The 26356-nt window shown below is 66.9% G+C and carries 22 protein-coding genes; 13 read left to right on the top strand and 9 right to left on the bottom strand.

All coding sequences use genetic code 11. The annotated features are described in order from the left end of the window. Nucleotides 1-79: 79 nt before the first annotated feature. Complete coding sequence (locus ACZK3J_RS15090) at nt 80-514, bottom strand: cytochrome c (RefSeq protein WP_049398757.1); 435 nt, start codon at nt 512-514, stop codon at nt 80-82. A gap of 80 nt (nt 515-594) precedes the next feature. Between ACZK3J_RS15090 and ACZK3J_RS15085 the strand changes: the two genes are divergently transcribed. Next, a complete protein-coding gene (locus tag ACZK3J_RS15085) occupies nt 595-1422 on the top strand; it encodes a tRNA threonylcarbamoyladenosine dehydratase (protein WP_049460567.1) in 828 nt (275 codons plus the stop codon). 71 nt (nt 1423-1493) lie between these two features. Here ACZK3J_RS15085 and ACZK3J_RS15080 read toward each other — a convergent pair whose 3' ends face one another. Further along, a complete protein-coding gene (locus ACZK3J_RS15080) occupies nt 1494-2273 on the bottom strand; it encodes a TatD family hydrolase (protein WP_478476038.1) in 780 nt (259 codons plus the stop codon). Further along, nucleotides 2270-2485: a DUF6116 family protein gene (locus tag ACZK3J_RS15075; protein ID WP_049398753.1), complete on the bottom strand. Its 216-nt coding sequence runs from the start codon at nt 2483-2485 to the stop codon at nt 2270-2272. The genes ACZK3J_RS15080 and ACZK3J_RS15075 overlap by 4 nt, the downstream gene beginning before the upstream one ends. Nucleotides 2486-2648: 163 nt before the next feature. Between ACZK3J_RS15075 and ACZK3J_RS15070 the strand changes: the two genes are divergently transcribed. The 11 genes from ACZK3J_RS15070 (at nt 2649) to ACZK3J_RS15020 (ending at nt 16209) form a co-directional block, all read left to right on the top strand. Continuing rightward, nucleotides 2649-3494: a glycine zipper 2TM domain-containing protein gene (locus ACZK3J_RS15070; protein WP_049398785.1), complete on the top strand. Its 846-nt coding sequence runs from the start codon at nt 2649-2651 to the stop codon at nt 3492-3494. A gap of 126 nt (nt 3495-3620) precedes the next feature. Continuing rightward, entirely contained in the window at nt 3621-4163 is a 543-nt protein-coding gene (locus ACZK3J_RS15065; protein WP_049460564.1) for a GNAT family N-acetyltransferase, read from the top strand. Nucleotides 4164-4338: 175 nt separating this feature from the next. Further along, nucleotides 4339-4995: a glutathione S-transferase family protein gene (locus tag ACZK3J_RS15060; protein WP_049460582.1), complete on the top strand. Its 657-nt coding sequence runs from the start codon at nt 4339-4341 to the stop codon at nt 4993-4995. Nucleotides 4996-5073: 78 nt separating this feature from the next. Continuing rightward, a complete protein-coding gene (locus ACZK3J_RS15055) occupies nt 5074-7353 on the top strand; it encodes a thiamine pyrophosphate-dependent enzyme (protein WP_478476037.1) in 2280 nt (759 codons plus the stop codon). Between the two features lie 3 nt (nt 7354-7356). Then, nucleotides 7357-9300: an asparagine synthase (glutamine-hydrolyzing) gene (gene asnB, locus ACZK3J_RS15050; protein WP_049460561.1), complete on the top strand. Its 1944-nt coding sequence runs from the start codon at nt 7357-7359 to the stop codon at nt 9298-9300. 66 nt (nt 9301-9366) lie between these two features. Then, the gene (locus ACZK3J_RS15045; RefSeq protein WP_049460558.1) at nt 9367-9927 is read left to right on the top strand and encodes an NADPH-dependent FMN reductase; all 561 of its coding nucleotides are present in this window, start codon (nt 9367-9369) and stop codon (nt 9925-9927) included. Nucleotides 9928-10139: 212 nt separating this feature from the next. After that, nucleotides 10140-11576: a replicative DNA helicase gene (locus ACZK3J_RS15040; RefSeq protein WP_032129633.1), complete on the top strand. Its 1437-nt coding sequence runs from the start codon at nt 10140-10142 to the stop codon at nt 11574-11576. Between the two features lie 173 nt (nt 11577-11749). Beyond that, entirely contained in the window at nt 11750-13993 is a 2244-nt protein-coding gene (locus tag ACZK3J_RS15035; protein WP_478476036.1) for a TonB-dependent receptor family protein, read from the top strand. Then, nucleotides 13993-15582 carry an alkaline phosphatase D family protein gene (locus tag ACZK3J_RS15030; protein ID WP_478476035.1) on the top strand — a complete coding sequence of 530 codons (1590 nt, stop codon included), beginning with the start codon at nt 13993-13995 and terminating at the stop codon, nt 15580-15582. The genes ACZK3J_RS15035 and ACZK3J_RS15030 overlap by 1 nt, the downstream gene beginning before the upstream one ends. A 169-nt stretch (nt 15583-15751) precedes the next feature. Next, nucleotides 15752-15964, top strand: a complete 213-nt coding sequence (locus tag ACZK3J_RS15025) for a hypothetical protein (RefSeq protein ID WP_010486834.1) — start codon at nt 15752-15754, stop codon at nt 15962-15964. Next, complete coding sequence (locus ACZK3J_RS15020) at nt 15961-16209, top strand: hypothetical protein (RefSeq protein ID WP_164080952.1); 249 nt, start codon at nt 15961-15963, stop codon at nt 16207-16209. The genes ACZK3J_RS15025 and ACZK3J_RS15020 overlap by 4 nt, the downstream gene beginning before the upstream one ends. Before the next feature lie 25 nt (nt 16210-16234). Here the strand turns inward: ACZK3J_RS15020 and gstA are convergent, their stop codons facing one another. Then, a complete protein-coding gene (gene gstA, locus ACZK3J_RS15015; RefSeq protein WP_478476034.1) occupies nt 16235-16837 on the bottom strand; it encodes a glutathione transferase GstA in 603 nt (200 codons plus the stop codon). A 120-nt stretch (nt 16838-16957) separates the two neighbouring features. Between gstA and ACZK3J_RS15010 the strand changes: the two genes are divergently transcribed. Then, nucleotides 16958-17857 (top strand): LysR family transcriptional regulator, encoded by a 900-nt coding sequence (locus ACZK3J_RS15010; protein ID WP_478476033.1) that lies wholly within the window; start codon nt 16958-16960, stop codon nt 17855-17857. A 138-nt stretch (nt 17858-17995) separates the two neighbouring features. Here ACZK3J_RS15010 and lpdA read toward each other — a convergent pair whose 3' ends face one another. From lpdA to ACZK3J_RS14985, 5 genes are all read right to left on the bottom strand, one after another. Beyond that, the gene (lpdA, locus tag ACZK3J_RS15005) at nt 17996-19432 is read right to left on the bottom strand and encodes a dihydrolipoyl dehydrogenase (protein ID WP_008264626.1); all 1437 of its coding nucleotides are present in this window, start codon (nt 19430-19432) and stop codon (nt 17996-17998) included. A 63-nt stretch (nt 19433-19495) separates the two neighbouring features. Further along, a complete protein-coding gene (gene sucB, locus ACZK3J_RS15000; protein WP_414578547.1) occupies nt 19496-20695 on the bottom strand; it encodes a dihydrolipoyllysine-residue succinyltransferase in 1200 nt (399 codons plus the stop codon). 40 nt (nt 20696-20735) lie between these two features. Then, nucleotides 20736-23567 carry a 2-oxoglutarate dehydrogenase E1 component gene (locus ACZK3J_RS14995; protein ID WP_032129626.1) on the bottom strand — a complete coding sequence of 944 codons (2832 nt, stop codon included), beginning with the start codon at nt 23565-23567 and terminating at the stop codon, nt 20736-20738. A gap of 186 nt (nt 23568-23753) precedes the next feature. Further along, complete coding sequence (locus ACZK3J_RS14990) at nt 23754-24650, bottom strand: GNAT family N-acetyltransferase (protein ID WP_478476032.1); 897 nt, start codon at nt 24648-24650, stop codon at nt 23754-23756. 9 nt (nt 24651-24659) lie between these two features. Then, on the bottom strand, nt 24660-26072 hold the full coding sequence (locus tag ACZK3J_RS14985) for a ribosomal protein uL16 3-hydroxylase (protein WP_134952223.1): 1413 nt from the start codon (nt 26070-26072) through the stop codon (nt 24660-24662). Nucleotides 26073-26356: the final 284 nt, after the last annotated feature.

The raw sequence follows: 26356 nt of genomic DNA, 5'->3' as shown, positions 1-26356 counted from the left end.
GGTGGACGAATCGTCCCCTTTTGAACGTGAACAAGGCGCCAACCGCGCAGGCCTTGTCCGGCTGCAGGATGAATGCGGCTCAGCGGAAGTCCTGGTGGCAGGCGCGGCAGTCGGCCTGCACCGTTTCCACCACCCGGGCCAGGGCCGTGCAGTCGCTGGGCGGCGCAGCCAGAGCGGCGTTGAGGTTGCCGCGCAGCTGGCTGGCATGTTGCTGGAACTGCGCGCTGTCCTTCAGCCCGGGAAAGGCCAGGTCCAGGTCGTTGGACAGCAGGCGCATCGCCTGCAACCGCGGCACGCTGTCGGCCAGGCTGCAGCGGTTCTGCTGCTGGGCCTGCTGCAGCAGCTGTGATTGCCGTTGCATCACCTGCATCAGGCTGTCCGGGAACGGATCGCGGCGGGCCTGCAGGGCGCGGCCGACCATCACCGTGGCGATCAGGCCGATCAACAGGCCCAGGCCGAGCACGAACAGATAGCGGTAGGCGGTGGACGGGCGGCGGGGCGGGCTGGCGTTCATGGCGGGCTCTCCGGACGTGCAACGGTGGGTTCGATGCCGGCGCGCTGCAGGCGCTGGCGCCTGCACGTTAAAATAGCCGGATGAACGAACAGGTCAAACAACGCTTCGCCGGCATCGAACGGCTGTATGGCGTGGGCGCACTCGAGCGCCTGCAGAGCAGCCGCGTGGCGGTGGTGGGCATGGGTGGCGTTGGCTCGTGGGTGGTGGAGGCATTGGCCCGTTCGGCGGTCGGTCACCTGACCCTGATCGATGCCGATGACATCTGCGTGTCCAACACCAACCGGCAACTGCCGGCGATGGAAGGCAACTACGGCCGCAACAAAGCCGAGGCGATGGCCGAACGCTGCCGCGCGATCAACCCGGACATCGCGGTCGATGCCGTACAGGCGTTCCTGACGGTGTCGAACATGGCCGAACTGCTGGACCGTGGCTTTGATCTGGTGATCGATGCCTGCGACAGCTTCCGGGTCAAGGTCGAGACGATTGCCTGGTGCCGCCGCCGCAAGCTGCCGCTGCTGACCGTGGGTGCCGCCGGTGGCCGCACCGATCCCACCCTGGTGCGCATCCGCGATGTCTCGCGCACCGAGCACGACGCCATGCTGGCGTTGATCCGCAAGAAGCTGCGCAGCGAGTTCAACTTTCCGAAGAATGCCAAGCGCTACTTCGGCGTGCCGGCGGTGTATTCGCTGGAGAATGTGAAGTACCCGCAGGCCGATGGCAGCGTCTGTGGCATCCGCCCGAACCTGGGCGCTGATGCGGCATTGAAGCTGGACTGCGGCGCGGGCCTGGGTGCGGCGACCCACATCACCGGTGCGTTCGCGTTCGCGGCGGTCGGCAAGGCGCTTGAAATGCTGCTGGAGCCGAAGAAGGTGAAGGCCGAAGTGGTCGAGGATCACGCTGACGCGTGATGGTAGTGCCGGCCGCTGGCCGGCAACCCGGAATGAATGAATCAGCGCAGATGCCGGCCAGCGGCCGGCACCTACCGTTGCATTGCGGGCAGCGCGAACAGCCGCCGCGCGTTCTCCGTCGTGGCCTGGGCCACCGCGTCCAGCTCCATCCCGCGTAGCGCCGCCACGTGGCGGGCGATGATCGCCAGCCGTGCCGGTTCGTTGCGCTGGCCGCGGATGCCGGCGTCAGGCTGGTCCGGAGCGTCGGTCTCCAACAGCAGCTGTTCCAGCGGCATCTCGCGCACCAGCCGCTGCAGGCGTTGCGCGCGTTCGTAGGTCAACGGGCCGCCGAGCCCGAGCAGGAAGCCCTGCCTGTGCAGTTGCACTGCCTGTTCCGGACTGCCGGAAAAGCTGTGCACCACGCCGCGCAGGCCGCCGACGCGACGGATCGCGGCGATCACCGCATCCACCGCGCGCCGTGCATGCACGATCACCGGCAGCTCGAACTCACGGGCCAGTTCCAGCTGACCGATGAAATATGCCTGTTGCGCCTCGGCATCCAAGCCTTCAACGAAAAAGTCCAGACCACATTCGCCGATCGCGCAGGGGCGTTCGCGTTCGATCCACTCGCGCAGCAGCGGCAGGTGCCCAGGCTGGTGCTCGGCCAGGAACATCGGATGCAGGCCGTAGGCTGGGTACAGCCCCGGCGCCTGCTGGCAGACCTCGCGCAGCTTCGGCCAGCTGGCTGCGGTCACCGCCGGCACCACCTGCAGGTGCACGCCAGCGGCCTGCGCACGCTCGACCACCGCGGCGCGGTCGCGGTCGAACTCGCTGGCGTCCAGATGGCAGTGGCTGTCGACCAGCAGGCTCAATGCTGCTCCAGCGGCGGAGGCGTGGTGGTGTTGCGGCGCTTCCAGTTGGCCAGCAGCAGGGTGCCGAAGCCGAGCACCAGCTCATCGACGAACGGAATCGGGTCTGGGATGAACAGGGTCAGCGCGAACAGGCCCGCGGTGAGCTTGAACAGGGTGGGGTAGCGCAGCCGGCGCGCCCATTGCAGTACCGGCAGCAGCATCGGGTTGGCCATGGCGGGGGTCCTCCTGGGGAATATGCAAACGCTACCACGGGCCCAGCATTTCCCGATGCTGAATGGGTTACGGGAATGAGCAGGAAATGTGGAGATTCCGTTCAGGCAGCGCATGCTGCAATCTGGTTCGAGAACGTTGCGGATGGTCCGCAAGGAGCAGGTCATGAAAAGCACAACTACAACTGTCCTGGTCGCAGCGGGCGCGCTGCTGGTCGGTGGCATCGCCACTGCCGCCTTCATGAAGAGTGGCGACAGATCGCCCGATTCCATCAGCGCCGGAACCCCCAATGGTGAATCGCGCCTGGTCGATGGCAACGCCACCGACGATGGCGCGCGTGGTGACACTCTCGACCCGACCGCACCGCGTGGGCTGGAATATGCCGATGTGCTGAAGGTCGACCCGATCACCGAGAAGCAGAAGGCCTACGCCACCGTGATCGGCACCGACGCGGTGCGTGAGACCTCCACCACCCAGACCCCGCATGAAGTCTGCCAGGACGTGACGGTGCAGGAGCGCCTGCCGGAACGTGACGGCAACGTCGGCGGTACCGTGGTCGGTGCTGTGGTGGGTGGCCTGCTGGGCAACCAGGTCGGCGGTGGCAACGGCAAGAAGGCCGCGACCGCAGCCGGTGCCGTGGCCGGTGGCTTCATCGGCAACCAGATCGACAAGCGCCATGTGGGTGGCCGCGTGGTCAACCGCACCGAGCGCCAGTGCCACACCGAGACCGCCACCTCCGAGTCGAGCCGTGTTACCGGCTACAACGTGACCTACCGCAACGAGGACGGCACCACCGGCACCATGCGCATGGCCAGCAAGCCGGGCAACCGCATCGCCATGGGCACCAATGACGTGGTGAAGGGCTACAACGTGACCTACCGCTACGACGGCGCCGAGAAGACCGTGCGCATGGACAACAAGCCGGCCAGCGATCGCCTGCCGGTGGTCGACGGCCAGCTGGTCACGCAGACCGCTGCTGCCGGTGCCACGGCGGCCAGCACGCGCCAGTAATCCAGATGCCGCATGCAGTACCTGACGGGCCGGCTTATGCCGGCCCGTTTCGTTGCAGCCGGCGAAATTCATCCGCGCGGGGCGTGAATCCACCATCATGGACGCTTCCTTCGACATGGAGCCGGCATGAGCATCTTCGACCTGCGCATCGAAACCGAACGGCTGATCCTGCGGCCGCTGCTGCGCGAGGACTACGAGCCGTATCTGGCGTTCTGCGCCGACGAGGAAACGATGCGCACCCTTGGTGGCGTGCAGCCGCCTTCGGTGGCCTGGCGTGGCTTCTGCAGCCTGGCTGGCGCCTGGCAGCTGTTTGGCTTCTCGATGTTCAGCGTGATCGAGAAATCCAGCGGTGACTGGATCGGGCGGATGGGGCCCTGGCAACCGCAGGACTGGCCCGGTACCGAGGTCGGCTGGGGCATCCGTCATGCCAGCTGGGGCCGGGGCTATGCGCCGGAAGCGGCGGTCGCAGCAATCGATTGGGCGTTCGACACGCTGGGTTGGGACGAAGTGATCCACACCATTGCCGAGAACAACGACAACTCGCGGGCGGTCGCGCGCAAGCTCGGCAGCACCCTGCTGCGCATGGGGGAGTTGCCAGCGCCGTACAACGACAAGCCGATGCAGATCTGGGGCCAGTCGCGCGAGCAGTGGCGGCAGCGCGCGCGCTGATCGTTGCCCGGTAGTGCCGGCCGCTGGCCGGCAATCGCATGAATCTGCCGCAACGCGATTGCCGGCCAGCGGCCGGCACTACCGGGTTGCCATGCTGCACCCGCGCTTGGCATTCATCGGCGCGCTTGCCAGACTGCACGCAGCTGGCCGCCGGCCGGATCCGATGGAGCAGGCGATGGTGGAAGAGCGCGTCCCGTTGACGGTGCATGGCATGTCGGTCTCGGGCAATTGCCACAAGGTGCGCCTGCTGCTGGAGCAGCTCGGCAGCCGCTACCGCTGGGTGGAGGTGGACAGCGCCCATGGCCAGACCCACACCCCCGAATTCCTGGCGTTGAATCCGAATGCCAAGGTGCCGCTGATCGTCCGCGACGATGGCCGCGTGCTGACCGAATCCAACGCGATCCTGTTCTGGCTGGCCGAGGGCACGCCGTACCTGCCCACCGATGGCTGGGAGCGCGCGCAGGCGTTGAGCTGGATGTTCTTCGAGCAGTACACGCACGAGCCGTGCGTGGCGGTGGCGCGCTTCATCCGTGGCTGGACCCCCGCTGATTCACCGCGCCGCGCCGAACTGCCGCGCCTGCACGAGCGCGCCGCCACCGCGCTGGCGGTGATGGAGCAGCACCTGCGCCAGGCGCAATGGTTCACCGGCAACGGATATGGCGTCGCCGATATCGCGTTGTTCGCCTATACCGACGTGGCGGCAGAGGGCGGTATCAGTCTGGAGCCATTCCCGGAAGTGCGTGGCTGGCTGCAGCGCGTGCGTGAACAACCGCGCTTCCTGCCGATGCCGGCCGTGACTGCCGAAGTGCGCTCGCGATTCGAGGCTGCGTGACTCTCGCCAGGGTGACCCCCACAGGGTAGCGCCTGGCCAGCGCCGGGCGGAATGCAACAACGACACGGAGGGTGTTCGATGTTCGCTGTGGTTCCAGATCCGATTCCCGCACGCATGCGCGTGCTCAACCGCGCCGAAGTGTGCGACGTCAACTTTCTCGATGCGGTGCGTGGCTGGCGTGGAACCCCGCGTCCGCGCCCGGCGCCGGATGCGCCGATCCTGCCGGGCAGCACGCTCACTGCCGCAGCGTTTGGCGAACTGTTCGATTCGCAGCTGGCCAGCCGCCAGCTGGACCTGATGGCACGCGTGCTGCGCGTTCAGAACAAGGTCTTCTACACCATCGGTTCCTCCGGCCACGAAGGCAACGCGCTGTTGGCGCGGGCCTGCCGGCATACCGATCCAGCCTTCCTGCACTATCGCTCTGGTGCCTTCATGGCCGAGCGTTCGCGCCAGGTGCCGGGCATCGATCCGCTGCGCGATGCCGCGCTGTCTTTCGCCGCCAGCGCCGATGACCCGGCCAGCGGGGGCCGCCACAAGGTGTGGGGCAGCAAACCGTTGTGGGTGCTGCCGCAGACCTCGACCATCGCGTCGCACCTGCCGAAAGCGCTGGGCACCGCGCTGGCCATCGAGAGCGGCAAGCGCCTGGGGCAGCCGTTGCCGATCCCGGCCGACAGCATCGTGCTGTGCTCGTTCGGCGACGCCTCGGCCAACCATGCCACCGCGCAGACCGCGTTCAACACCGCGATGTGGTCGGCCTACCAGAAGCTGCCGGCGCCGATCCTGTTCGTCTGCGAGGACAACGGGCTGGGCATTTCAGTGAAGACGCCGGAAGGCTGGATTGCCGAGCGCTTCAGCCGCCAGCCGGGGCTCGACTATTTCTTCGCTGATGGTCTCGACCTGGCCACCGGGCACGCCCAGGTGCAGGCGGCGGTGGAGCACTGCCGGCGCACGCGGCGACCCACCTTCCTGCATCTGCGCACCACCCGCCTGATGGGCCACGCCGGCACCGACTTCGAGGTGGAATGGCGCGCGCTGCCGGAGCTGTGCGCGGCCGAGGCGCAGGATCCGCTGCTGCGCTCGGCGCAGATCGCGATGGAGTCGGGCTGGATGGATGCGGCCGCCATCGAGGTCGCCTACGAAACGATGCGCGCGCGCTGCATGGCGGCGGCGGCGGATGCCGAAGGCCGCCCGACGCTGCAGTCGCTGCAGGAGGTGATGGCGCCGCTGGCACCGTACACGCCGGCGGCGGTGCAGGCCGAAGCGCGGCGCGAGGTGCCCGCCGATGCGCGCGAAGCGCTGTATGGCGGTGCGGAGGCCCTGCCCGAGCGGCAGGCACCTCGGCACCTCGCCATCCAGATCAACCATGGGCTGCAGGAACTGCTGGCGAAGTATCCGCAGAGCCTGCTGTTCGGCGAGGACGTCGCGCAGAAGGGCGGTGTCTATACCGTCACCAAGGATCTGCTGCGCCGCTTCGGCCCACGCCGGGTGTTCAACACCCTGCTGGACGAGACCATGATCCTGGGCATGGCGCAGGGCCTGGCCAACATGGGCATGCTGCCGATCCCGGAGATCCAGTACCTGGCCTACCTGCACAACGCCATCGACCAGGTGCGCGGCGAAGCGTGCTCGCTGCAGTTCTTCTCCAATGACCAGTACCGCAACCCGATGCTGGTTCGGGTGGCCGGGCTGGGCTACCAGAAAGGCTTCGGTGGCCACTTCCACAACGACAATTCGATCACCGCGCTGCGCGACATTCCCGGCCTGGTGGTCGGCTGCCCGTCGCGCGGCGACGATGCGGTGATGATGCTGCGCACGTTGGCCGCGCTGGCGCGGGTGGACGGGAGGGTGGCGGTGTTCCTGGAGCCGATCGCGCTGTACATGAGCAAGGACCTGCATGCGCCGGGCGATGGCCAGTGGCTGTTCGACTACCCCGCCCAGGGCCAGACGCTGGTGCCGGGCGAAGGGCGGGTCTATGCGCCGGAGGCAGGCGACCTGGTGGTCTACACCTATGGCAATGGCGTGCCGATGGCGCTGCGCGCGGCGCGGGCAATCGAGCAGCAGCTGGGCTGGCAGGTGCGGGTGGTCGACCTGCGCTGGCTGGTGCCGCTGGATGCCGGTTTCATCGCCGCGCAAGCCGCCAGCGCCCGGCGCGTGCTGGTGCTGGACGAGGGCCGCCACAGTGGCGGGGTGGGCGAGGGCGTGGTCACCGCCCTGGTCGAGGCCGGTTTCGGCCACCTGCCGCTGCGCCGGGTCTGCGGTGCCGATACCTATACGCCGCTGGCGGGGGCAGCAATGTTCGGGCTTCCAAGCGACAATGCGGTGATTGGCGCCGCCCTTGAACTGGCGCAGGAACCTTGATGCATGTGTGGATTGGCGGGAATGTTGTTGCCGGCGCCGGTGGCGTCGGCCGAGGTGCTGCAGGCGCAGGTCCTGGCCATGGGCGAGGCGCTGCACCACCGCGGGCCGGATGATGGCGGCAGCTGGGTCGATGCCGGGGCCGGCATCGCGCTGGCGCACCGTCGGCTGAGCATTCTCGATCTGTCGCCGCTGGGCCACCAGCCGATGGCCTCGTCCGATGGTCGCTACGTGATGGCTTACAACGGCGAGGTCTACAACTTCGCCGCCCTGCGTGCCGAACTGGAGCCGCTGGGACACGCCTTCCGTGGGCACTCCGACACCGAAGTGCTGCTGGCAGCGATCCTGCAGTGGGGCATGGAAGACACCCTGCAGCGCTGCAACGGCATGTTCGCCATTGCGCTGTGGGACCGCCAGGAGCAGTGCCTGTGGCTGGCCCGCGACCGTGTCGGCAAGAAGCCGCTGTACTACGGCTGGGCCGGCGACACGCTGGTGTTCGGTTCGGAACTGAAGGCGCTGTGGCAGCACCCGGCCTTCGACAACGACATCGACCGTGACGCCCTGACCCTGCTGCTGCGGCTGGATTACATTCCGGCGCCGCACAGCATCCACCAGCGCTGCTACAAATTGATGCCGGGCCGCGTGCTGCGCCTGGATGCGGAAGCCGTAGCGGCGGGTGCGGCAGCGCACAGGCCGGAACAGGCGCAGCGCCCATACTGGGATGCCCGTGCACGCATGCAGGCGGCGCTGGCTGCGCCGTTCCAGGGCCGCGTCGAGGAAGCCGAGGAGCAGTTGGACGGGCTGCTGCGTGACGCGGTCGCGCTGCGCATGGTGGCCGACGTGCCGGTGGGCGTGTTCCTGTCCGGCGGCACCGATTCGTCGCTGGTTGCCGCGCTGATGCAGGCACAAAGTGGCCAGCCGGTGCACAGCTTCAGCATCGGGTTCACCGGTTCGGGCCACGACGAGGCGCCGCTGGCCAAGGAGCTGGCCGCGCATCTGGGCTGCGACCACACTGAACTCTACGTCAGCGGTGCCGATGCGTTGGCGGTGGTGCCGCAGTTGCCGGCGATGTTCGACGAACCCTTCGCCGATGCCTCGCAGGTGCCGACCGCGCTGGTCGCCCGCCTGGCGCGGCAGGGCGTGACCGTGGCGCTGTCCGGCGATGGTGGCGACGAGCTGTTCTTCGGCTATACCCGCTATGTACGCGCGCTGCGCAACTGGCAGATGCTGGGCCGTGTGCCGGGGCCGCTGCGGCGCTGGATGGGCGCGCGCTCCCAGCAGCAGGGCGAGGCCTCGCGTACCGGCGGCCTGGCCGCGCTGCTGGCCGAGTCCGGTGCGCGTGGCATCGGTGACGTGTACCGCAACCGCATCTCGCGCTGGCGCGACCCGGCGGCGGCAGTGCCCGGGGCGCAGGCCGCGGGCAGCTTCTACGACCTGGCCGACCCGTTGCACGGTGCCGGCACACCGGCCGATGCGATGATGCTGGCCGATTACGTGACCTACCTGCCGGATGACCTGCTGTGCAAGGTCGACCGCACCTCGATGGCGGTCAGCCTGGAAGCCCGCGCACCGCTGTTGGATTCTCGCGTGGCCGAGTTCGCCTGGTCGCTGCCGCTGGGCTTCAAGCGCAGTGAAACCACCAGCAAGGTGCTGCTCAAGCGCGTGCTGGGCCGCTATGTACCGCAGTCGATGGTGCACCGGCCCAAGCGTGGTTTCGGCGCGCCGGTCAGTGACTGGCTGAAGGGCGACCTGCGGCCGTGGGCCGAAGACCTGCTGCAGCCCGCGCGGCTGGAGCAGGAGGGCGTGCTGTCGGCGGCCGCGGTACAGCCGCTGTGGCAGCAGTTCCTCGGCGGCCAACGCAAGTGGCATACCCATCTGTGGAACGTGCTGATGTTCCAGGCCTGGCAGGCGCATTGGCGGCAGGTGCGCGCGGGCGTGACCGGCGGCTGATCTTCACCGGCATGCAAGGGCCCGGCGACTAGGCTGGGCCTCCCGCACCGTGAGGAGTATGTCCCGATGTCCGTCCCCACCATCGCCGTGTTCGTCGGCAGCCTGCGCAAGGATTCCTGCAACCGCAAACTGGCCCATGCGCTGGAGAAGATTGCCGGCGACCGTGCGCGCTTCCAGTACGTGCAGATCGGTGATCTGCCGCTGTACGACCAGGACTTCGATGGCCACTATCCGGCGCAGGGTGCCCGGCTGAAGGACCAGGTCCGTGCCGCCGATGCGGTGCTGTTCGTGACCCCGGAATACAACCGGTCGGTGCCTGGCGTGCTGAAGAACGCCATCGATATCGGCTCGCGCCCGTACGGTGACAGCGCGTTTGCCGGCAAACCGGCGGCGGTGATCGGCGCCTCCATCGGCCAGATCGGCACCGCCGTGGCCCAGCAGCACCTGCGCAACAGCCTGGCCTTCCTGGACATGCACGTGCTCGGCCAGCCCGAGGCGTTCATTCATTTCAAGGACGGCCTGATCGATGCCGATGGCACGGTCCACAATGAAGGCACGCAGAAATTCCTGCAGGGCTACGTGGACCGGTTCCTGGCGCTGATCGCGGTTCACGTCAAGGGCGATTGACGCCAGCGGTTGCCAGCCCCATCTGCGATAATGTCCGCTCGGGTGCCGCAATGGCGCCCGTCGCAGGCAGTGCGACGCCCCCACGCCAGTCTGGCCAGGCACCGGCGGATATCCCCCGTTTCTCCACGGCTTATCCACAGGCTTGTCCATGGCCGCCGGGGTCGGCGCATGCCTACACTCGTCCGGCCCAATTTCGCAGGAAACACCGCAGCATGTCCGCTCGCCCCGGCTTCCGTTCCAACCGCAGAGAGCGCGGTGATGGCTTCGATCGCGATCGCGATCGCGACGAGTCGCGCATCGACCAGTTGCGGGTACCGCCCCATTCGGTGGAAGCCGAGCAGGCGGTGCTGGGTGGCCTGATGCTGGCCCCTGAGGCCTATGACCGGGTCAATGACCAGCTGACCGAAGGCGATTTCTACCGCCGCGACCACCAGATGATCTATCGCGCGATCCGTGAGCTGTCCGAGCGCGAGCGGCCGTTCGATGCGGTGACCCTGGGCGAGTGGTTCGAATCGCAGGGCAAGATGGAACTGGTGGGCGATGGTGCCTATCTGATCGAACTGGCCAGTACCACCCCGTCGGCGGCCAACATCGTGGCCTACGCCGAGATCGTGCGTGACAAGGCGGTGCTGCGGCAGCTGATCCAGGTGGGTACCGACATCGTCAACGACGGTTTCCAGCCCGAGGGACGCGAGAGCAGCGAGCTGCTGGCCTCGGCGGAAAAGAGCGTGTTCGCCATCGCCGAACAGGGCGCACGCGGCCGTACCGATTTCGTGGCGATGCCCGGTGCATTGAAGGATGCCTTCGAAGAGCTGCGCAGCCGCTTCGAGAACGGCGGCAACATCACCGGCCTGCCGACCGGCTACAACGATTTCGATGCGATGACCTCCGGCCTGCAGCCGACCGACCTGATCATCCTTGCCGCGCGCCCGGCCATGGGCAAGACCACCTTCGCACTGAACATCGCCGAGTACGCGGCGATCAAGTCGAAGAAGGGCGTGGCGGTGTTCTCGATGGAAATGTCGGCATCGCAGCTGGCGATGCGCCTGATTTCCTCCAACGGCCGCATCAACGCACAGCGCCTGCGTACCGGCCAGCTGGAAGACGAGGACTGGAGCCGCGTCACCAGCGCGATCAAGATGCTGAAGGAAACCAAGATCTTCATCGACGACACGCCTGGCGTGTCGCCGGAAGTGCTGCGTTCCAAGTGCCGCCGCCTCAAGCGCGAGCATGATCTGGGCCTGGTGGTGATCGACTACCTGCAGCTGATGAGCGTGCCGGGCAACAGCGAAAACCGCGCGACTGAAATCTCGGAGATCTCGCGTTCGCTGAAGGGCCTGGCCAAGGAACTGCACGTGCCGGTGATCGCGCTTTCGCAGCTCAACCGCTCGCTGGAAACGCGTACCGACAAGCGCCCGGTAATGGCCGATCTTCGCGAATCGGGCGCAATCGAGCAGGATGCGGACATGATCGTCTTCATCTACCGCGACGATTACTACAACAAGGAAAATTCGCCGGACAAGGGCCTGGCCGAGATCATCATCGGCAAGCACCGTGGCGGCCCGACCGGGTCGTGCAAGCTGAAGTTCTTCGGCGAGTACACCCGCTTCGACAACCTGGCCCATGACTCGGTCGGTTCATTCGAATAGCCGTAGTGCCGGCCGCTGGCCGGCAACCACCCCACGGCCGGCAAACCATTCGAAACGCCGAACGTCCGTATGTGGCGTGTAAATGACATGTAACGCGACGCTTTTACGATTCCGCCGCTGCTGCCCTTCGACGCCGCCCTTCGGCGTCCAGCGTGCCCAAGGAATCCGCCCCCATGCCGTCCCACGCTCCGCTCCGCCGCAATCTGCTGGCCCTGCTGGTCTGTGCTTCGCTGCCGTCGCTGGCTGTCGCTGAAACCGCCCCCGCCACCGACGCACAGTCGGCCACCACCCTTGACTCGGTCTCGGTGATCGGCCGCGGTGAAGCGCGCCAGGTGCAGCGCGTGACCGCCGAGGACATGAAGGTGCTGCCGCCGGGTGCCAATCCGCTGAAGCTGCTTGCAACCAAGCCGGGCGTGCATTTCGAATCGGCCGATGCCACCGGCGCCTACGAATGGTCCACCACCATCAGCCTGCGTGGCTTCAACCAGAACCGCCTGGGCTACACCCTTGATGGCATCCCGCTGGGCAACATGGCCTATGGCAACAGCAACGGCCTGCACATCAGCCGCGCGGTGATCAGCGAGAACCTGGGCGGTGCGGAGGTCTCCACCGGCATCGGCGCACTGGGTACACCGTCCACCAGCAACCTCGGCGGCGTGTTCCAGTTCTATTCGATCGATCCGTCCACCGAGTATGGGGTCGTGCTGGCACAGAGCTTTGGTAGTGACAGCGCACGCCGCAGCTATGCACGCCTCGATACCGGCGAGCACCAGGGCTTTGCCGCCTACCTGTCCGGCGTGTATTCGGAAGGTGACAAGTGGAAGGGCAAGGGCTCACAGGAGCTGAAGCAGTTCAACGGCAAGGCCACCTACAACTTCGGAACGGACAGCAAGATCACCGCGCTGTTCAACGCCTCGCGCCGCGTCGAGGCCGATTACCAGGATCTGTCGCTGGAAATGATCGATCGCCTCGGCTGGGACTGGGACAACTACGCGCCGGACTGGGATCGCGCCGTCGCCGCCGCACGCGGCAAATTCAGCGGCGGCGTCAACAGCCCGTGGGATGCGTACTACTCCGGCCACGGCCTGCGCAATGATGACCTGTCCAGCATTGCCGGCGATTTCGGCCTGAACGAGTCGATGCGCTTGAAGGTCAACGTCTACAACCACAGCAACCGTGGCCAGGGCCACTGGTTCAGCCCGTCCAATCCGTCGAACCCGGGCACCAGCCGCGAGATTCCGATCTCGATCCGCACCACCGAGTACGCGATCGACCGTACCGGCGTGACCTCGGCGTTCACCTGGAACGTCGGTGGCCACGAACTGGAAGCCGGCCTCTGGTACGAGGACAACGGCCACAGCGTGCAGCGCAACTTCTACTACATCGACGGCCCGATCACCGACGACTTCTTCCTGCGCAACCCGGACCAGCGCGTGTGGCACCAGCGCTACACCACCATCACCCGCCAGTTCTACGTGCAGGACCGCTTCCGCCTGTTCGATGACCGCCTGACCATCGACATCGGCGCGAAGTCGCCGCATACCCGCACCAGCGTGCGCACGCCGCTGGGCAGCTATGCCAACAACAGCAGCCTGACCTCGAAGAAGGGCCTGCTGCCGCAGGCCGGCTTCAACTTCAAGCTCAACGAAGGCAACGAGATCTTCGGTTCGTTCGCCAAAAACGTCGCCGCCTATGCGCTGGGCGTGGGTAGCCCGTTCAATGTGCCGCAGGCCGCCTTCGATGCCAGCGCGAAGAACCTGAAGCCGGAACAGTCGCGCACCATCGAGCTGGGTTGGCGTGGCTACGGCCGCGGCTATGAAGCCTCGGTGGCGGTGTACGACGTCAAGTTCGACAACCGTCTGCTGGCCATCGCGCAGTGCGTGGGCATCCTCGGTTGCCCGGCGCTGTTCTCCAACGTCGGTTCGGTGACCAGCCGTGGCGCCGAGGCAACCTTGCAGCTGAAGCCGATGCAGGACCTGACCTGGTCCAACGCGCTGTCCTGGAATGACAGCACCTACGACAACGACTACGTGAACAACGGCGTGGTGCCGACCCGCGGCAAGACGACCGTCGACACCCCGGAATGGATGTTCGCCAGCACCCTGGCGTGGACCCCGGGCCCGTGGGACCTGCGCCTGGCCGCCAACAATGTCGGCAAGCGCTACGTGACCTATACCAACGATGTGTCGGTGCCGAGCTACTGGCTGGTCAACGCCTCGGCGGCCTATGACTTCGGCAAGCTCGGCCCGGCGCAGAACCTGACCGTAGCGCTGAACCTGACCAACCTGACCGACAAGCGCTACCTGTCCTCGATCAACACCAATGGCACCTACGCCGCTGACCCGACCCGCAGCCTGGCGACCATGCAGGTCGGCGCGCCGCGCCAGGTGATGGCCACCGCCACCGTGCATTTCTGATGCGCGGGCCTGTCGATCCGGAAAGCCGTCGTCGCCTGCTGCGCATGGCGTGGCAGGGCACGGGGGCGGCGATCGCGCTGGCGGCGATGCCGGGGCTGGCCACGGCCGGCCCGCGGCCGCGGCTGGGGCGCGATCCGTTCACCCTCGGCGTAGCCGCTGGCGATCCGGATCCGCAGGGCGCGGTGCTCTGGACGCGGCTGGCCCCGGACCCGCTCAACGGTGGTGGCATGCCATCGCGGGCGGTGCCGGTGCGCTGGTTCGTGGCCGAGGACCCGGCCATGCGCCGGCTGGTGCAGCGGGGGACTGCGGCCGCGGTGCCCGAGCTGGCGCATTCGGTGCACGTGGAGGTCAACGGCCTGCGCCCAGGCCGCGACTACTATTACCGTTTCGCCTGCGACGGCGATGAGGAAAGCGCGGTCGGCCACTTCCGCACCGCGCCGCCGCTGGACACGCAACTGCAGCAGCTTCGGTTGGCCCTGTGCACCTGCCAGGCCTGGAACAGCGGCTACTACCCGGTCCTGCGCGATATCGCGCAGAGCGATATCGACCTGGTGCTGCATGCCGGGGACTACCTGTACGAATACAGCCCGCTGCAGAACGCGCGTGGTCGTGCGCTGGATGCGCAACGCTTCAGTGGCGAGACCGTCAGCCTGGAGCGCTACCGTGACCAGTACGCGCTGTACAAGCTCGATCCGGATCTGCAGGCCGCGCATGCCGCACACGCGTTCGCGGTGATCTGGGACGACCATGAAGTACAGAACGATTACTCCGGCATCCACCCGGAAAAGCCCGGTGTATCGACCGAAGATTTCATCGTGCGTCGTGCGGCGGCCTACCGCGCGTTCTACGAGCACCTGCCGATGCGCAGCACACCTGCGGGCAACGGCGGCCTGCGCGTGCATCGGCGCCTGCGCTACGGCGATCTGGCACAGCTGACCCTGCTCGATTGCCGCCAGTTCCGCCCGGCCAATCCCTGTGGCGTGGGCGAGTCGCCACGCTGTGATGCTGCACTGGACCCGCGCATGAGCATGCTCGGCACGGGCCAGGAGGCGTGGTTCGCGCAGTCGATGGCGGCCGCGCAGGGCACGCGCTGGAACGTGGTGGTGCAGCAGTTGCTGATGGCGCAGCTGCGGCTGGACGGTGGCACGCCACGCGAGCGCTTCTGGAATGACGCCTGGGATGGCTATCCCGCCGCACGTAACCGGCTGCTGCAGGCGATGCAGGCAGGCGGGCAGGGCAATGCCATCGTGCTGGGCGGCGACTGGCATTCCACCTTCGTCAACGACCTGAAGCTGGATTTCGACGCGGCCAGTGCGCCGGTCGTAGCCACCGAATTCATCGCTCCGGCGATCAGCAGTGGCGGCGACGACACGCCATACGGGCCGTACTACGGGCCGTCGATTCCGCAGAACCCGCATATCCGCTATTTCGACGGTGACCGCCGTGGCTGGTGGAAGCTGCAGCTGAACCGGCAGACCGTGGATGCGGAACTGCGCTTCGCCGACAGTGTGCTGCGTGCGGACGCTGCGGTGCGCACCGCGGCGCGTTTCCAGGTGACCCACGGCCGTCCGGGCGCTGTCCCGGTGTAAATCCCTGCGGTTGTGCCGGCCGCTGGCCGGCAACCTCCTGAATCTCCGGTTTCCCCGCAATCGGTTTCATCGCCCCCAGCCCGGGTTTCGTCGCAAACCGTTTGCGGGCGGCCAGGGCGGGGCGCCAAGGTGTCCGCAGGCGGCAGGGTGCCGCCCCAAGGAGACCGTGATGAAGACCCTGTTCGCGCTCGGTGTGTGGTGCCTGCTGTTCGTGCTGTGCTGGCCGCTGGCGATCCTCGCCCTGATCGCCTGGCCGTTCGTGTGGCTGCTGAGCCTGCCGTTCCGCCTGGTCGGCATCACCTTCTCGGCCCTGTTCGCGTTCCTGCGCGCGCTGTTCATGCTGCCGGCGCGCCTGCTCGGTGGCCGAGCGGTGGCTGCATGAGGACGGTGCTGCTGGTGGCGCTGGCATTGCTCGCGGGGCCGGCACTGGCCACACCTCCAGCGCCACCGTCGGTGTGGCTGGAACGCCAGCAGACTGCTGCGGCTGACGAGGCAAATGCTGCAGCGGTCTCTGTGCAGAAAGCCAAGGAGCGCTGCAGGGTCGCGAAGGAATGGAAGGTTGGCGAGACGGTGGTGCAGCACAGGGTCTGCGACGATCCGCCGAAGAAGCCGGTTGGGAAAGTGTAGCGCCGAGCCTGTGCTCGGCCCCACATCACGCGGCCTCCGCGCGCAGCGCCGCCTGCACGGCCGGTCGTGCGTTGATCCTGCGGGCATAGGCAGGCAGCGCCGGCCACACCGCCAGATCGATGGAGAAGAAGCGGCACCAGCCCAGTACCGTGAAAAGGTAGGCATCGGCGATGCTGAAGTCTGGTCCCATGAGGAAGTCCTGCGTTGCCAACGTCTCCTGCAGCAGGTCGAAACGCTTGAACAGCTTCTGCCGGAAGAAGGCCTTGGCCGCTTCCGGCAGATCGGCGTTGAACAGCGGCGCCGAGCCGGCGTGGATCTCGCTGGTCACGAAGTTCAGCCATTCCTGCAGTCGTACCCGCTCCCAGCTACTGATGGGCGGGGCCAGTGCGCATCCGGGTTTCAGGTCGGCCAGGTACTGGACGATGGCCGGGCCTTCGGTCAGCACCTGCCCGTCATCCAGTTCCAGCGCCGCGACATAGCCTTTGCGGTTGATGGTGCGGAAATCGCGGCCATCGGCGGTCTGTTTGCTGGCGTTGTCGACCTTGACCAGCTCGAAGGGGAGGCCAAGTTCACGTAGCACGATATGGGGCGACAGCGAGCAGGTGTAGGGCGCGTAGTACAGCTTCATGGAGGGTCTCGAGGGAGAAAGGACGGCCGGGTCAGCCGGTGCGAGGCAGTCTGCTGTGCGAGCGGTATCCGGTAAAATCAATCTTTGATTTTTCTCCCATAAGCTGGGCTACTGCCTGTCATGATGAATCTTGCCCACTGGCGCCTGCTGGTTGCGGTGGCCGACGAGGGAACCATCTCGCGCGGCGCTGACCGGGTTGGCATCAGCCAGTCCGGTGCCAGCCAGGCCCTGGCCCAGCTGGAGTCCTCATTGGGGTTTGCGGTGTTCGTGCGCGAGCGGCGTCAGGTCGAGATCACTGCGCTCGGGCAGCGGGTGATCGAACACGCACGCATCATGCTGGGCGGCCTGCAGGCGATCCGTGCGTTGGCCGATGACAGCCAGGGGTTCAGTGGTGCACGCATCCGCCTGGCGACCTTCCCGTCACTCGTTTCCAGCGTGCTGCCAGCGCTGCTGCGGGATTTCCAGCGCCGCCACCCGGGCATCGAGGTGGTGATCGTGGAGGGTACGGACGAGGAGGTCGAGCGCTGGCTCGAATCGGGCACGGTCGACGCCGGCGTGGTGATGAACCCCGCTGCAGATCGCGCGCCGTTGATGCTGGGCAGCGACGGGTGGATGGCGGTGCTCGCGCAGGCGCATCCGCTGGGGCGCCGCGCCACGGAAAGCGGGGTGGCCTTGAGCGAGCTGGCGGGCGAACCCTTCATCCTCGCAACAGGGGGTTGTGCGGTGAACGGTCAGCGCCTGATGGCGGACGCTGGTCTACAGCTGAGCGACGTACGAATGACCGTGCGCGACTGGGCCAGCGCGTGCGTGCTGGCGCGCGAGGGACTGGGCGTCTCGCTGGTGCCGGAATCGACGTTGCCGGACGATCTCCATGGCCTGCGCGTGCTGCCGGTGAAGCCGGCCATCCGTCGATTGTTTGGCCTGGTCTGTTCGCCGGCGGGTCGCGCATCGCGTGCAACGCAGGTCTTCATGCGGGAGCTGGCCACGGCCGTTGCGGGCAGTGCGTCCGGATCAGCGTGAACCGGCTACCGACGGGGAGCCGGAGCGTGCGGACGTCAATCTGCCCGGCAGGGTTGCGGGCAACAAAAAACCCCGCCGAGGCGGGGTCTTTTGATTGCTGGAGTGTGCCGGCCAGCGGCCGGCACTACCAGCGAACGATCAGTTCGCCTTGTGGATGGCGCGCTTGCTGACCGCCATTGCTGCGTCGTGGATCACTTCCGACAGCGACGGGTGAGCGTGGCAGATGCGGGCCAGGTCATCGGCCGAGCCGCTGAACTCCATGGTCAGCACGCCTTCGTGCACCAGCTCGGAGACGTTGGCGCCGACCAGGTGCATGCCGAGGATGCGATCGGTTTCGGCATGGGCCAGGATCTTCACGAAGCCGGCCGGCTCGATCATCGCCACGGCACGGCCGTTGGCGGCGAACGGGAAGCTGCCGGCCTTGTACGGAATGCCTTCGGCCTTCAGCTGGGCTTCGGTCTTGCCGACCCACGCCAGTTCCGGCTCGGTGTAGATGACCCACGGGATGGTGTCGAAGTTGACGTGGCCCGGCAGGCCGGCGATCAGCTCAGCCACCGCGATGCCTTCCTCGAAGCCCTTGTGCGCCAGCATCGGGCCGCGCACGCAGTCGCCGACCGCCCACACGCCGTTGACGCCGGTGTGGCAGTGCGCATCGACTTCGATCTGGCCGCGCTCGTTGATCTTGACGCCGGTGCCTTCGGCCAGCAGGCCCTTGGTGGCGGCGCGACGGCCAACGGCCACCAGCAGCTTGTCCACGGTCAGGGTCTTTTCGCCTTCGCTGTCGGTGTAGGTGACAACGACTTCCTTCTTCTTGCCCTTGCCGGTGATCTCGGTCTTGGAGACCTTGGCACCGAGGCGGATATCCAGGCCCTGCTTCTTGAATTCCTTGGCAGCGGTCTTGGCCACTTCGGCGTCGGCCACGGCCAGGAACTCCGGCAGTGCTTCCAGGATGGTGACTTCAGCGCCCAGGCGCTTCCACACGCTGCCCAGTTCCAGGCCGATCACGCCGGCGCCGATCACGGCCAGGCGGTTCGGCACTTCGGTGAAGTCCAGGCCGCCGACGTTGTCGACGATGGTCTCGCCGTCGAACTTGGCGAACGGCAGTTCGATCGAATCCGAACCGGCGGCGATGATGACGTTGGTGCCCTTCAGCTCGACGATGGAACCGTCATGCTGGGTGACCTTGACCACGTTGCCCGGCTGCAGTTCGCCGAAGCCGTAGTAGGCAGCGACCTTGTTGGCCTTGAACAGCATGCCGATGCCGCCGGTGAACTGCTTGACGATCTTGTCCTTGCGGCCAACCATCGCCTCGACGTCGATCTTGGCATCCTTGAAGCTGATGCCGTGGTCGCCAAAGATGTGGCCCATGTTCCAGAACTGGCGCGAGGAATCCAGCAGCGCCTTGGACGGGATGCAGCCCACGCGCAGGCAGGTGCCGCCCAGCGCCGGCTTGCCGTCCTTGCCCAGCGCTGCGTCGATGCAGGCGGTCTTCAGGCCCAGCTGGGCCGCGCGGATGGCAGCGTGGTAACCGGCCGGGCCGGCACCGATGACGACGACGTCGAATTGTTCAGCCATTGAATTATTCCTTGATGCATTACCAGAACCCCTCCGCGCGGGCGCGGAGGGGCGGGAGGTGTCTTACAGGCCGAACAGCATGCGGCCCGGGTTTTCCAGCTGGTTCTTGATGTCCACCAGGAACTGCACCGAGTCCTTGCCGTCGATGATGCGGTGGTCGTACGACAGCGCCAGGTACATCATCGGCGCGATCACGACCTGGCCGTTCTGGGCGATCGGACGCTCCTTGATGGCATGCATGCCCAGGATGGCGCTCTGCGGCGGGTTGATGATCGGAGTCGACAGCAGCGAACCGAAGGTGCCGCCGTTGGTCACGGTGAAGGTGCCGCCCTGCAGTTCTTCCAGGCTCAGCTTGCCATCACGCGCCTTCTTGGCGTAGTCGGCGATGGTCTTCTCGATGTCGGCGAACGACATGCGCTCGACGTTGCGCAGCACCGGCGTGACCAGGCCCTTCTCGGTCGAGACGGCGATCGAGATGTCCGAGTAGCCGTGGTAGATGATGTCGTCGCCGTCGATCGAGGCGTTGACCAGCGGGAAGCGCTGCAGGGCATTGGCAGCGGCCTTCACGAAGAAGCTCATGAAGCCCAGCTTGATGCCGTGTGCCTTGACGAACTCGTCCTGCAGTTCCTTGCGCGCAGCCGAGACCTTGGACAGGTCGACTTCGTTGAAGGTGGTCAGCATGGCGGTGGAGTTCTTCGACTCCATCAGGCGCTCGGCGATGCGCTTGCGGATGCGGGTCATCGGCACGCGCTCTTCCGGACGTGCGCCACCGGCCTTGCCGGCGCCGCCGTTGCGGGCGAAGTTGACGATGTCTTCCTTGGTCACCGCGCCGCGACGGCCGGTGCCGTCGACGTCGGCCGGGTTCACGCCTTCGGTGATGGCGGTGAAGCGGGCGCCCGGCGGCAGGATGTCGGCGGCCGACTTGGCAGCCGGGGCCGGAGCGGCGGCAGCGGCCGGCGCAGCGGCGGCCGGAGCGGCCTCGGCCTTCTTCTCTTCAGCGGCCGGAGCCGGGGCAGCAGCGACGGCGCCTTCCTCGATGATCGCCACGACCTGGCTGGAGGTCACGGTCGAGCCTTCGGCGTACTTGATTTCCTTGAGCACGCCGTCGACCGGCGACGGCACTTCCAGGACGACCTTGTCGGTTTCCAGGTCAAGCAGGTTTTCGTCGCGCTTGACGGCGTCCCCCACCTTCTTGTGCCAGGTGGCGATGGTGCCGTCGGCGACGGATTCGGGCAGTACCGGGGCTTTGACTTCGGTGGCCATTGCGGGAGCTTCCTGGTTTGTCTTCTAAATAGGGGGAGGATTATTCAGCGAACGTGTCGTTGAACGGGTTGACCAGTGCATCGGCGACCAGCTGCTGCTGTTCGCGGACGTGGTCAGCCATGTGACCGGCAGCCGGCGAAGCCGAACGTGCGCGACCGGCGTAGTGCAGGTTCTGGCCATCGGCCAGGCAGAACTGCAGGTGGTGGCGGATCTGATACCACGCACCCTGGTTCTGCGGTTCTTCCTGCGTCCACACCACGTCGGTGGCCTTGCCGTACTTCTTCAGTTCGGCAGCCAGCAGCGCACGCGGGAACGGGTACAGCTGCTCCACGCGGATGATCGCCACGTCGTCCTGGCCACGCTTGGTCTGGTCTTCCAGCAGGTCGTAGTAGACCTTGCCCGAGCACAGCACCACGCGCTTGACCTTCTTGGCGTCCGCGTTGGCGTCGCCGATCAGGTGCTGGAACTCGCCGTTGGCCAGTTCGTCCAGGGTCGATACGGCCAGCTTGTGGCGCAGCAGCGACTTCGGCGACATCACCACCAGCGGCTTGCGGGTGGTCAGGTGCTGCTGGCGACGCAGCATGTGGAAGGCCTGCGCCGGTGTCGACGGCACCACCACCAGCATGTTCTCCAGTGCGCACAGCTGCAGGAAGCGCTCCAGGCGCGCCGAGCTGTGTTCCGGACCTTGCCCTTCATAACCATGCGGCAGCAGCAGGGTCAGGCCGGAGATGCGGCCCCACTTGGCTTCACCGGCGGCGATGAACTGGTCGATGACGACCTGGGCACCGTTGGCGAAGTCGCCGAACTGGCCTTCCCAGATGCACAGCGTGTTCGGATCGGTGGTGGAGAAGCCGTACTCGTAGGCCATCACCGCTTCTTCGCTCAGCAGCGAATCGATGACGGTGGCCTTCTCCGGCGAATCCACCAGCTGCCGCAGCGGCATGTAGTAGTTGTCGGTCTTCTGGTCGTGCAGGATCGCGTGGCGGTGCGTGAACGTACCGCGACCCACGTCCTGGCCGACCAGGCGCAGGGCACTGCCTTCGTCGAGCAGGGTGGCGTACGCCAGGTTCTCGGCAAAGCCCCAGTCGCCCGGGATCTCGCCAGCGGCCATCTTGCGGCGGTCGTCGTAGACCTTGGCCACGCGCGAGTGCAGCTGCACTTCGTCCGGAATGGTGTTGATCAGCTTGGCCAGCTCGACCAGCTTGTTCTTCTCGACCTTGGTCGAGATCGGGTCGGACAGCTTGCCTTCCAGCAGCTTCGGCCAATCGACGAACAGCGGGCTGGTCGGCGGGGTCTTCTCGACCTTGGCCAGCTCGGTGGTCACTTCACCGGCATCCAGCTTCTCGCGGTAGGCATCGACCATCGCCTTGCCGGCACCGGCGGCGATCACGCCCGCCTTTTCCAGCTGCTCGGCGTACATCTCGCGGGTGGTGGCGTGCTTGCGGATCACCTGGTACATCAGCGGCTGGGTGATCGCCGGTTCGTCGGCCTCGTTGTGGCCCCAGCGGCGGTAGCACATCAGGTCGATGACCACGTCCTTGGCGAACTTCTGGCGGAACTCGAAGGCCAGCTGCGCGGCGAACACAACGGCTTCCGGATCATCGCCGTTCACGTGCAGCACCGGGGCGGCGATCATCTTCGCCACGTCGGTGGCATAGCGCGTGGAACGCGTGTCCAGCGGGTTGGAGGTGGTGAAGCCGACCTGGTTGTTGACCACGATGTGCACGGTGCCGCCGACGGCGAAGCCGCGGGCCTGCGACATCTGGAACAGTTCCATGACCACGCCCTGGCCGGAGAAGGCCGCGTCGCCGTGGATCAGGATGGGCATGACCTGCTTGCGCGCGGTGTCCTTGCGGCGCTCCTGGCGCGAACGCACGGAACCGGCCACGACCGGGTCAGCGATTTCCAGGTGCGACGGGTTGAACGCCAGCGCCAGGTGCACCGGGCCGCCATCGGTGGCGACGTCGGCGGAGAAGCCCATGTGGTACTTCACGTCACCGGCCGAGGCGTGCTCGTCGTGCTCGAACTTGCCTTCGAATTCGTCGAACAGCTTGCGCGGGTTCTTGCCCAGGGTGTTGACCAGCACGTTCAGGCGGCCGCGGTGGGCCATGCCGATCACCACGTCCTTGACGCCATCCTTGCCGGCGCTGCGGATGATGGTGTCCATCATCGGGATCAGCGAGTCGCCGCCTTCCAGCGAGAAGCGCTTCTGGCCGACGTACTTGGTGTGCAGGTAGCGCTCCAGGCCTTCAGCCGCGGTCAGGCGCTCCAGGGTGCGGCGCTGGGTATCAGCGTCCAGCTGGTAGTTGCCACCGGCCAGTTCCAGCTTCTTGTAGATCCACTGGCGCTGCTCGACCTCGGAGATGTGCATGAACTCCGCACCGATCGAGCCGGTGTAGGTCGCCTTCAGGCGTGCCAGCAGGTCGCGCAGCTTCATGCGCGGCTGGCCACCGACGCCGCCGGTGCTGAACTCGCTGTTGAGGTCGCCATCGGACAGGCTGTGGAACGGCAGGCCCAGGTCCGGGGTGTTGACCGGTGCGGCCAGGCCCAGCGGATCGAGGCGGGCGTCCAGGTGGCCGCGCGAGCGGTAGGCGGTGATCAGACGACCGACATTGCGCTCGCGCTCGTCGCCTGCACCGTTGCCGGTACCGGCCTTCAGCGCATCCTTGGCCGCGTCCGCAATGTGGGAGATGACGGCCGAGTGCGGAATGTCACCTGCTTCACGGCCCTTGAAGCCGTCGAAGTAGGTTTTCCATTTGGGATCGACACTATCCGGGGAGACCAGGTACTGCTCGTACAGGTCCTCGACATAGGAGGCGTTGCCGCCGGCGAGTTGCGAAGATTGCGCAAACTGCTTCAGTTGATTGTCCACGATGGAGGGTGTTGATTCGCTTTGTGGGGTATGGCTTCAGAAGGACCCGGCAGGAAGATGAATAGCCCTGCGCGGGCGCGTTCAAACAGCCAAATTGTACCCCCAACCGGACACGAAGGGGCACCACCAGAGGTATCGCGCGTCCCCCGGTGCCGGTTCCAGACAGGTTGAGTCAGCCCGCTCCGCTCAGATGCCGAGCGCGCGCAGTTCGCTGCAATCACGCGAACGGTCCCAGACGCGCTGCAATTGCTGCTCGAACGGCTGCGAACGTGCCGGCAGCGCGATGCCGGCTTCGCCGTCGAGGCGATGGCCGATCAGACGAAAGTAGAAGTCGCCCGCATCGTTGAGCAGACAGGCCGAGGCCAGCGCACGGTCGACCGGGTCGGTGACCTCGCGGAACTGGATCACGCTGGGCAGGCGCTGGGCCAGCGCCAGCAGCGGCGCCCCGCTAGATGCGATCGCGGCGGCGTCGTGCACGATCACCCGCAGCTGCTTGTCGTGGCGGGCGGTGACGAAGCGGCGCAGGGCGGCCTGTACCGGGGGCGCGTCGAGCAGTCCGGGGTCCAGGTGGCGGCTGTGCAGCCATAGCTGGCGACGGGCGCGGTGGATGATGGCCGTGGTGATGGCCACCGCCTCGGCGCGGCTGTCGATGGCGCTGGCCGCGCCCAGCCGGCGGCGCATCTGCTGGTGGCCGATGCCGGCCTCCTCGAACACCTCGCCTTCGGGCAGAAAGCCCTGGCGGGCGTAGAAGTCACGGGCGGGCAGCTGGGCATGCAGATGCAGCTCGGCCAGGCCGAGCCGGCGCCCGGCCTCCACCAGCGCTTCCAGCAGGGCCTCGCCGACCCCGCGGCTGCGATGGCTGGCCAGCACCGCCATGCGGCCGATGCGGCCATCCGGGGCCAGCCGGCCCGTGCCCACCGGCTGGTTGTCACTGTCCACCGCCAGCACATGGGCACTGACCGGGTCCAGCGCATCGCGTTCCAGCTCGGCGGCGATGCCCTGTTCCTGCACGAACACGCGTTGGCGTACCTCGTGGATGGCTGCGTGGGCATCGGCGTGGCTGACCTGCTGGACCCGGATCATGGCGATGGCTCAGGCCCGGCCGGCGCTGTCGTCTTCCTCGTCGTCCTCGAAGTTGACGATGACCTCGATGCCGTCGTCGTGCACGGTCACGGAGTGGACATCGTCGGACACCGCGTCGGCGTCGATCGCATCCACGCGGTCGCGGCCTTCGACGACCTCGCCGAGCACCACGGCATCCTCGCCGTCGTCCTCGTCTTCGGCCTCGTATACCTCATTCGGGTCGATCAGCTGGAACACCCCGCCGACCAGCAGCTGCTGGACCACGGCACGGCCCTTGTCGGACAGGCCGCGATAAGCGGCGGCGTCCAGCTGTTCGGTGCCAGCCAGGCGCTGCGCGTCCTTCACCGGCAGCGCGAAGTCCTGGCCGCTGACATACAGGCTGGCGCCACGCTTGGCCCGGCGCCAGGCCAGGCGGGCCCACGGGTGGCGCTGCAGCAGCAGGCCCGAGGCCAGGGCCTGGACCACTTCTTCCTGTGCCGGTGCGGCCTGGTGGGCCATCACTTCGCCGGCCGCGCGGTAGGTGGTGATGAAGCGGCCGAACCAGTCGCCCAGCTTGTCCGGGTCGTTCATGCGGATGGCGTTGAGGGCGGTGATCACGCGTGCCATCGCCACTGTGTCGATTTCGTTCGGATCGGCCGGCACCTTCAGGTCGGCGTCCTGGTAGCGGATGTTCTCGTCGGCATCCGCGATCAGGGTGTCCAGGTAGTCACTGATCAGCTCGGCCGAGGACGGCGCACGCATGCCGAACGAGAAGGTCAGGCACGGGTCTTCGGCCACGCCGTGGTGCGGCACGTTCGGCGGCAGGTACAGCATGTCACCCGGCGCCAGCACCCAGTCGTGGGTCGGCTTGAACACCTTCAGCAGCTTCAGCTCCACGTCCGGGCGGAAGCCCAGCGGCGGCTGCTTGCCCTTGATCGATTCGCTGGCATCGATCTGCCATCGGCGGTGGCCATGGGCCTGCAGCAGGAACACGTCGTACTGGTCGACATGGGCGCCGACCGAGCCGCCGGTGGCGGCGAAGCTGATCATCACGTCATCCATGCGCCAGCGCGGCAGGAAGCGGAAGTGCTCGATCAGGGCGCGCACGTCCGGGTCCCACTTGTCCACGTCCTGCACCAGCAGGGTCCAGTCGTGGTCGGGCAGGGTGGGGAACACGTCTTCCTGGAATGGACCGGTGCGCACGCGCCAGCCGTCCTGGGTCTTGTCGTGCTCGATCAGGCGTGCCAGCACGCCTTCCTCGCAGGCCAGCCCGGCCAGGTCTTCCGGCTGCACCGGGGTCTGGAAGTCCGGGAAGGCATTGCGGATCAGCAACGGGCGCTTCTGCCAGAAGTCGCGCAGGAAGGTGGCCGGCGCCATGCCCAGCGGCTGGCCGGGGCGGGCGGTGACTTCGATGAGGGGGGCGGAGGACTTGCGGGCGGCCATGGGGGAATCCTTGCAGCGGAAAGCGGGAGGGGCGGCGCGGCGGGCCGCCTGAGATCTCCATTGTCCGCCGTTCGTGGGCATTGCGCACGTGCGCGGGTTTGTCGCGGGGTGTCCGGCCAACGGCGGAGCCCCTCGTGGCGGGGTCTGGTCGCGTAAAGCGCTCGCTTCATGGGCTGGGCCGGGCGGGGTGGGTTCGCGGGACACGCCGTAAACCCATCCATGGGGGCTCGATGGCGCCATCCATGGCGCCAACGGTCCCGCGAACCCACCCCGCCCGGCCCCTG

Source organism: Stenotrophomonas sp. 86428_Sma (assembly GCF_056481585.1).
This window is presented reverse-complemented; position numbering and strand designations above follow the sequence as displayed.

Coding starts and splice junctions, on each gene's coding strand:
- asnB (WP_049460561.1), top strand. CDS start 7,357: ATGTGTGGATTGGCGGGAATGTTGTTGCCGGCGCCGGTGGCGTCGGCC.
- ACZK3J_RS15025 (WP_010486834.1), top strand. CDS start 15,752: ATGAAGACCCTGTTCGCGCTCGGTGTGTGGTGCCTGCTGTTCGTGCTG.
- ACZK3J_RS14985 (WP_134952223.1), bottom strand. CDS start 26,072: ATGGCCGCCCGCAAGTCCTCCGCCCCCCTCATCGAAGTCACCGCCCGC.
- ACZK3J_RS15055 (WP_478476037.1), top strand. CDS start 5,074: ATGTTCGCTGTGGTTCCAGATCCGATTCCCGCACGCATGCGCGTGCTC.
- ACZK3J_RS15070 (WP_049398785.1), top strand. CDS start 2,649: ATGAAAAGCACAACTACAACTGTCCTGGTCGCAGCGGGCGCGCTGCTG.
- ACZK3J_RS14990 (WP_478476032.1), bottom strand. CDS start 24,650: ATGATCCGGGTCCAGCAGGTCAGCCACGCCGATGCCCACGCAGCCATC.
- ACZK3J_RS15030 (WP_478476035.1), top strand. CDS start 13,993: ATGCGCGGGCCTGTCGATCCGGAAAGCCGTCGTCGCCTGCTGCGCATG.
- sucB (WP_414578547.1), bottom strand. CDS start 20,695: ATGGCCACCGAAGTCAAAGCCCCGGTACTGCCCGAATCCGTCGCCGAC.
- ACZK3J_RS15090 (WP_049398757.1), bottom strand. CDS start 514: ATGAACGCCAGCCCGCCCCGCCGCCCGTCCACCGCCTACCGCTATCTG.
- ACZK3J_RS15075 (WP_049398753.1), bottom strand. CDS start 2,485: ATGGCCAACCCGATGCTGCTGCCGGTACTGCAATGGGCGCGCCGGCTG.
- ACZK3J_RS15010 (WP_478476033.1), top strand. CDS start 16,958: ATGATGAATCTTGCCCACTGGCGCCTGCTGGTTGCGGTGGCCGACGAG.
- ACZK3J_RS15085 (WP_049460567.1), top strand. CDS start 595: ATGAACGAACAGGTCAAACAACGCTTCGCCGGCATCGAACGGCTGTAT.
- gstA (WP_478476034.1), bottom strand. CDS start 16,837: ATGAAGCTGTACTACGCGCCCTACACCTGCTCGCTGTCGCCCCATATC.
- ACZK3J_RS15035 (WP_478476036.1), top strand. CDS start 11,750: ATGCCGTCCCACGCTCCGCTCCGCCGCAATCTGCTGGCCCTGCTGGTC.
- ACZK3J_RS15060 (WP_049460582.1), top strand. CDS start 4,339: ATGGTGGAAGAGCGCGTCCCGTTGACGGTGCATGGCATGTCGGTCTCG.
- lpdA (WP_008264626.1), bottom strand. CDS start 19,432: ATGGCTGAACAATTCGACGTCGTCGTCATCGGTGCCGGCCCGGCCGGT.
- ACZK3J_RS15020 (WP_164080952.1), top strand. CDS start 15,961: ATGAGGACGGTGCTGCTGGTGGCGCTGGCATTGCTCGCGGGGCCGGCA.
- ACZK3J_RS15065 (WP_049460564.1), top strand. CDS start 3,621: ATGAGCATCTTCGACCTGCGCATCGAAACCGAACGGCTGATCCTGCGG.
- ACZK3J_RS15040 (WP_032129633.1), top strand. CDS start 10,140: ATGTCCGCTCGCCCCGGCTTCCGTTCCAACCGCAGAGAGCGCGGTGAT.
- ACZK3J_RS15045 (WP_049460558.1), top strand. CDS start 9,367: ATGTCCGTCCCCACCATCGCCGTGTTCGTCGGCAGCCTGCGCAAGGAT.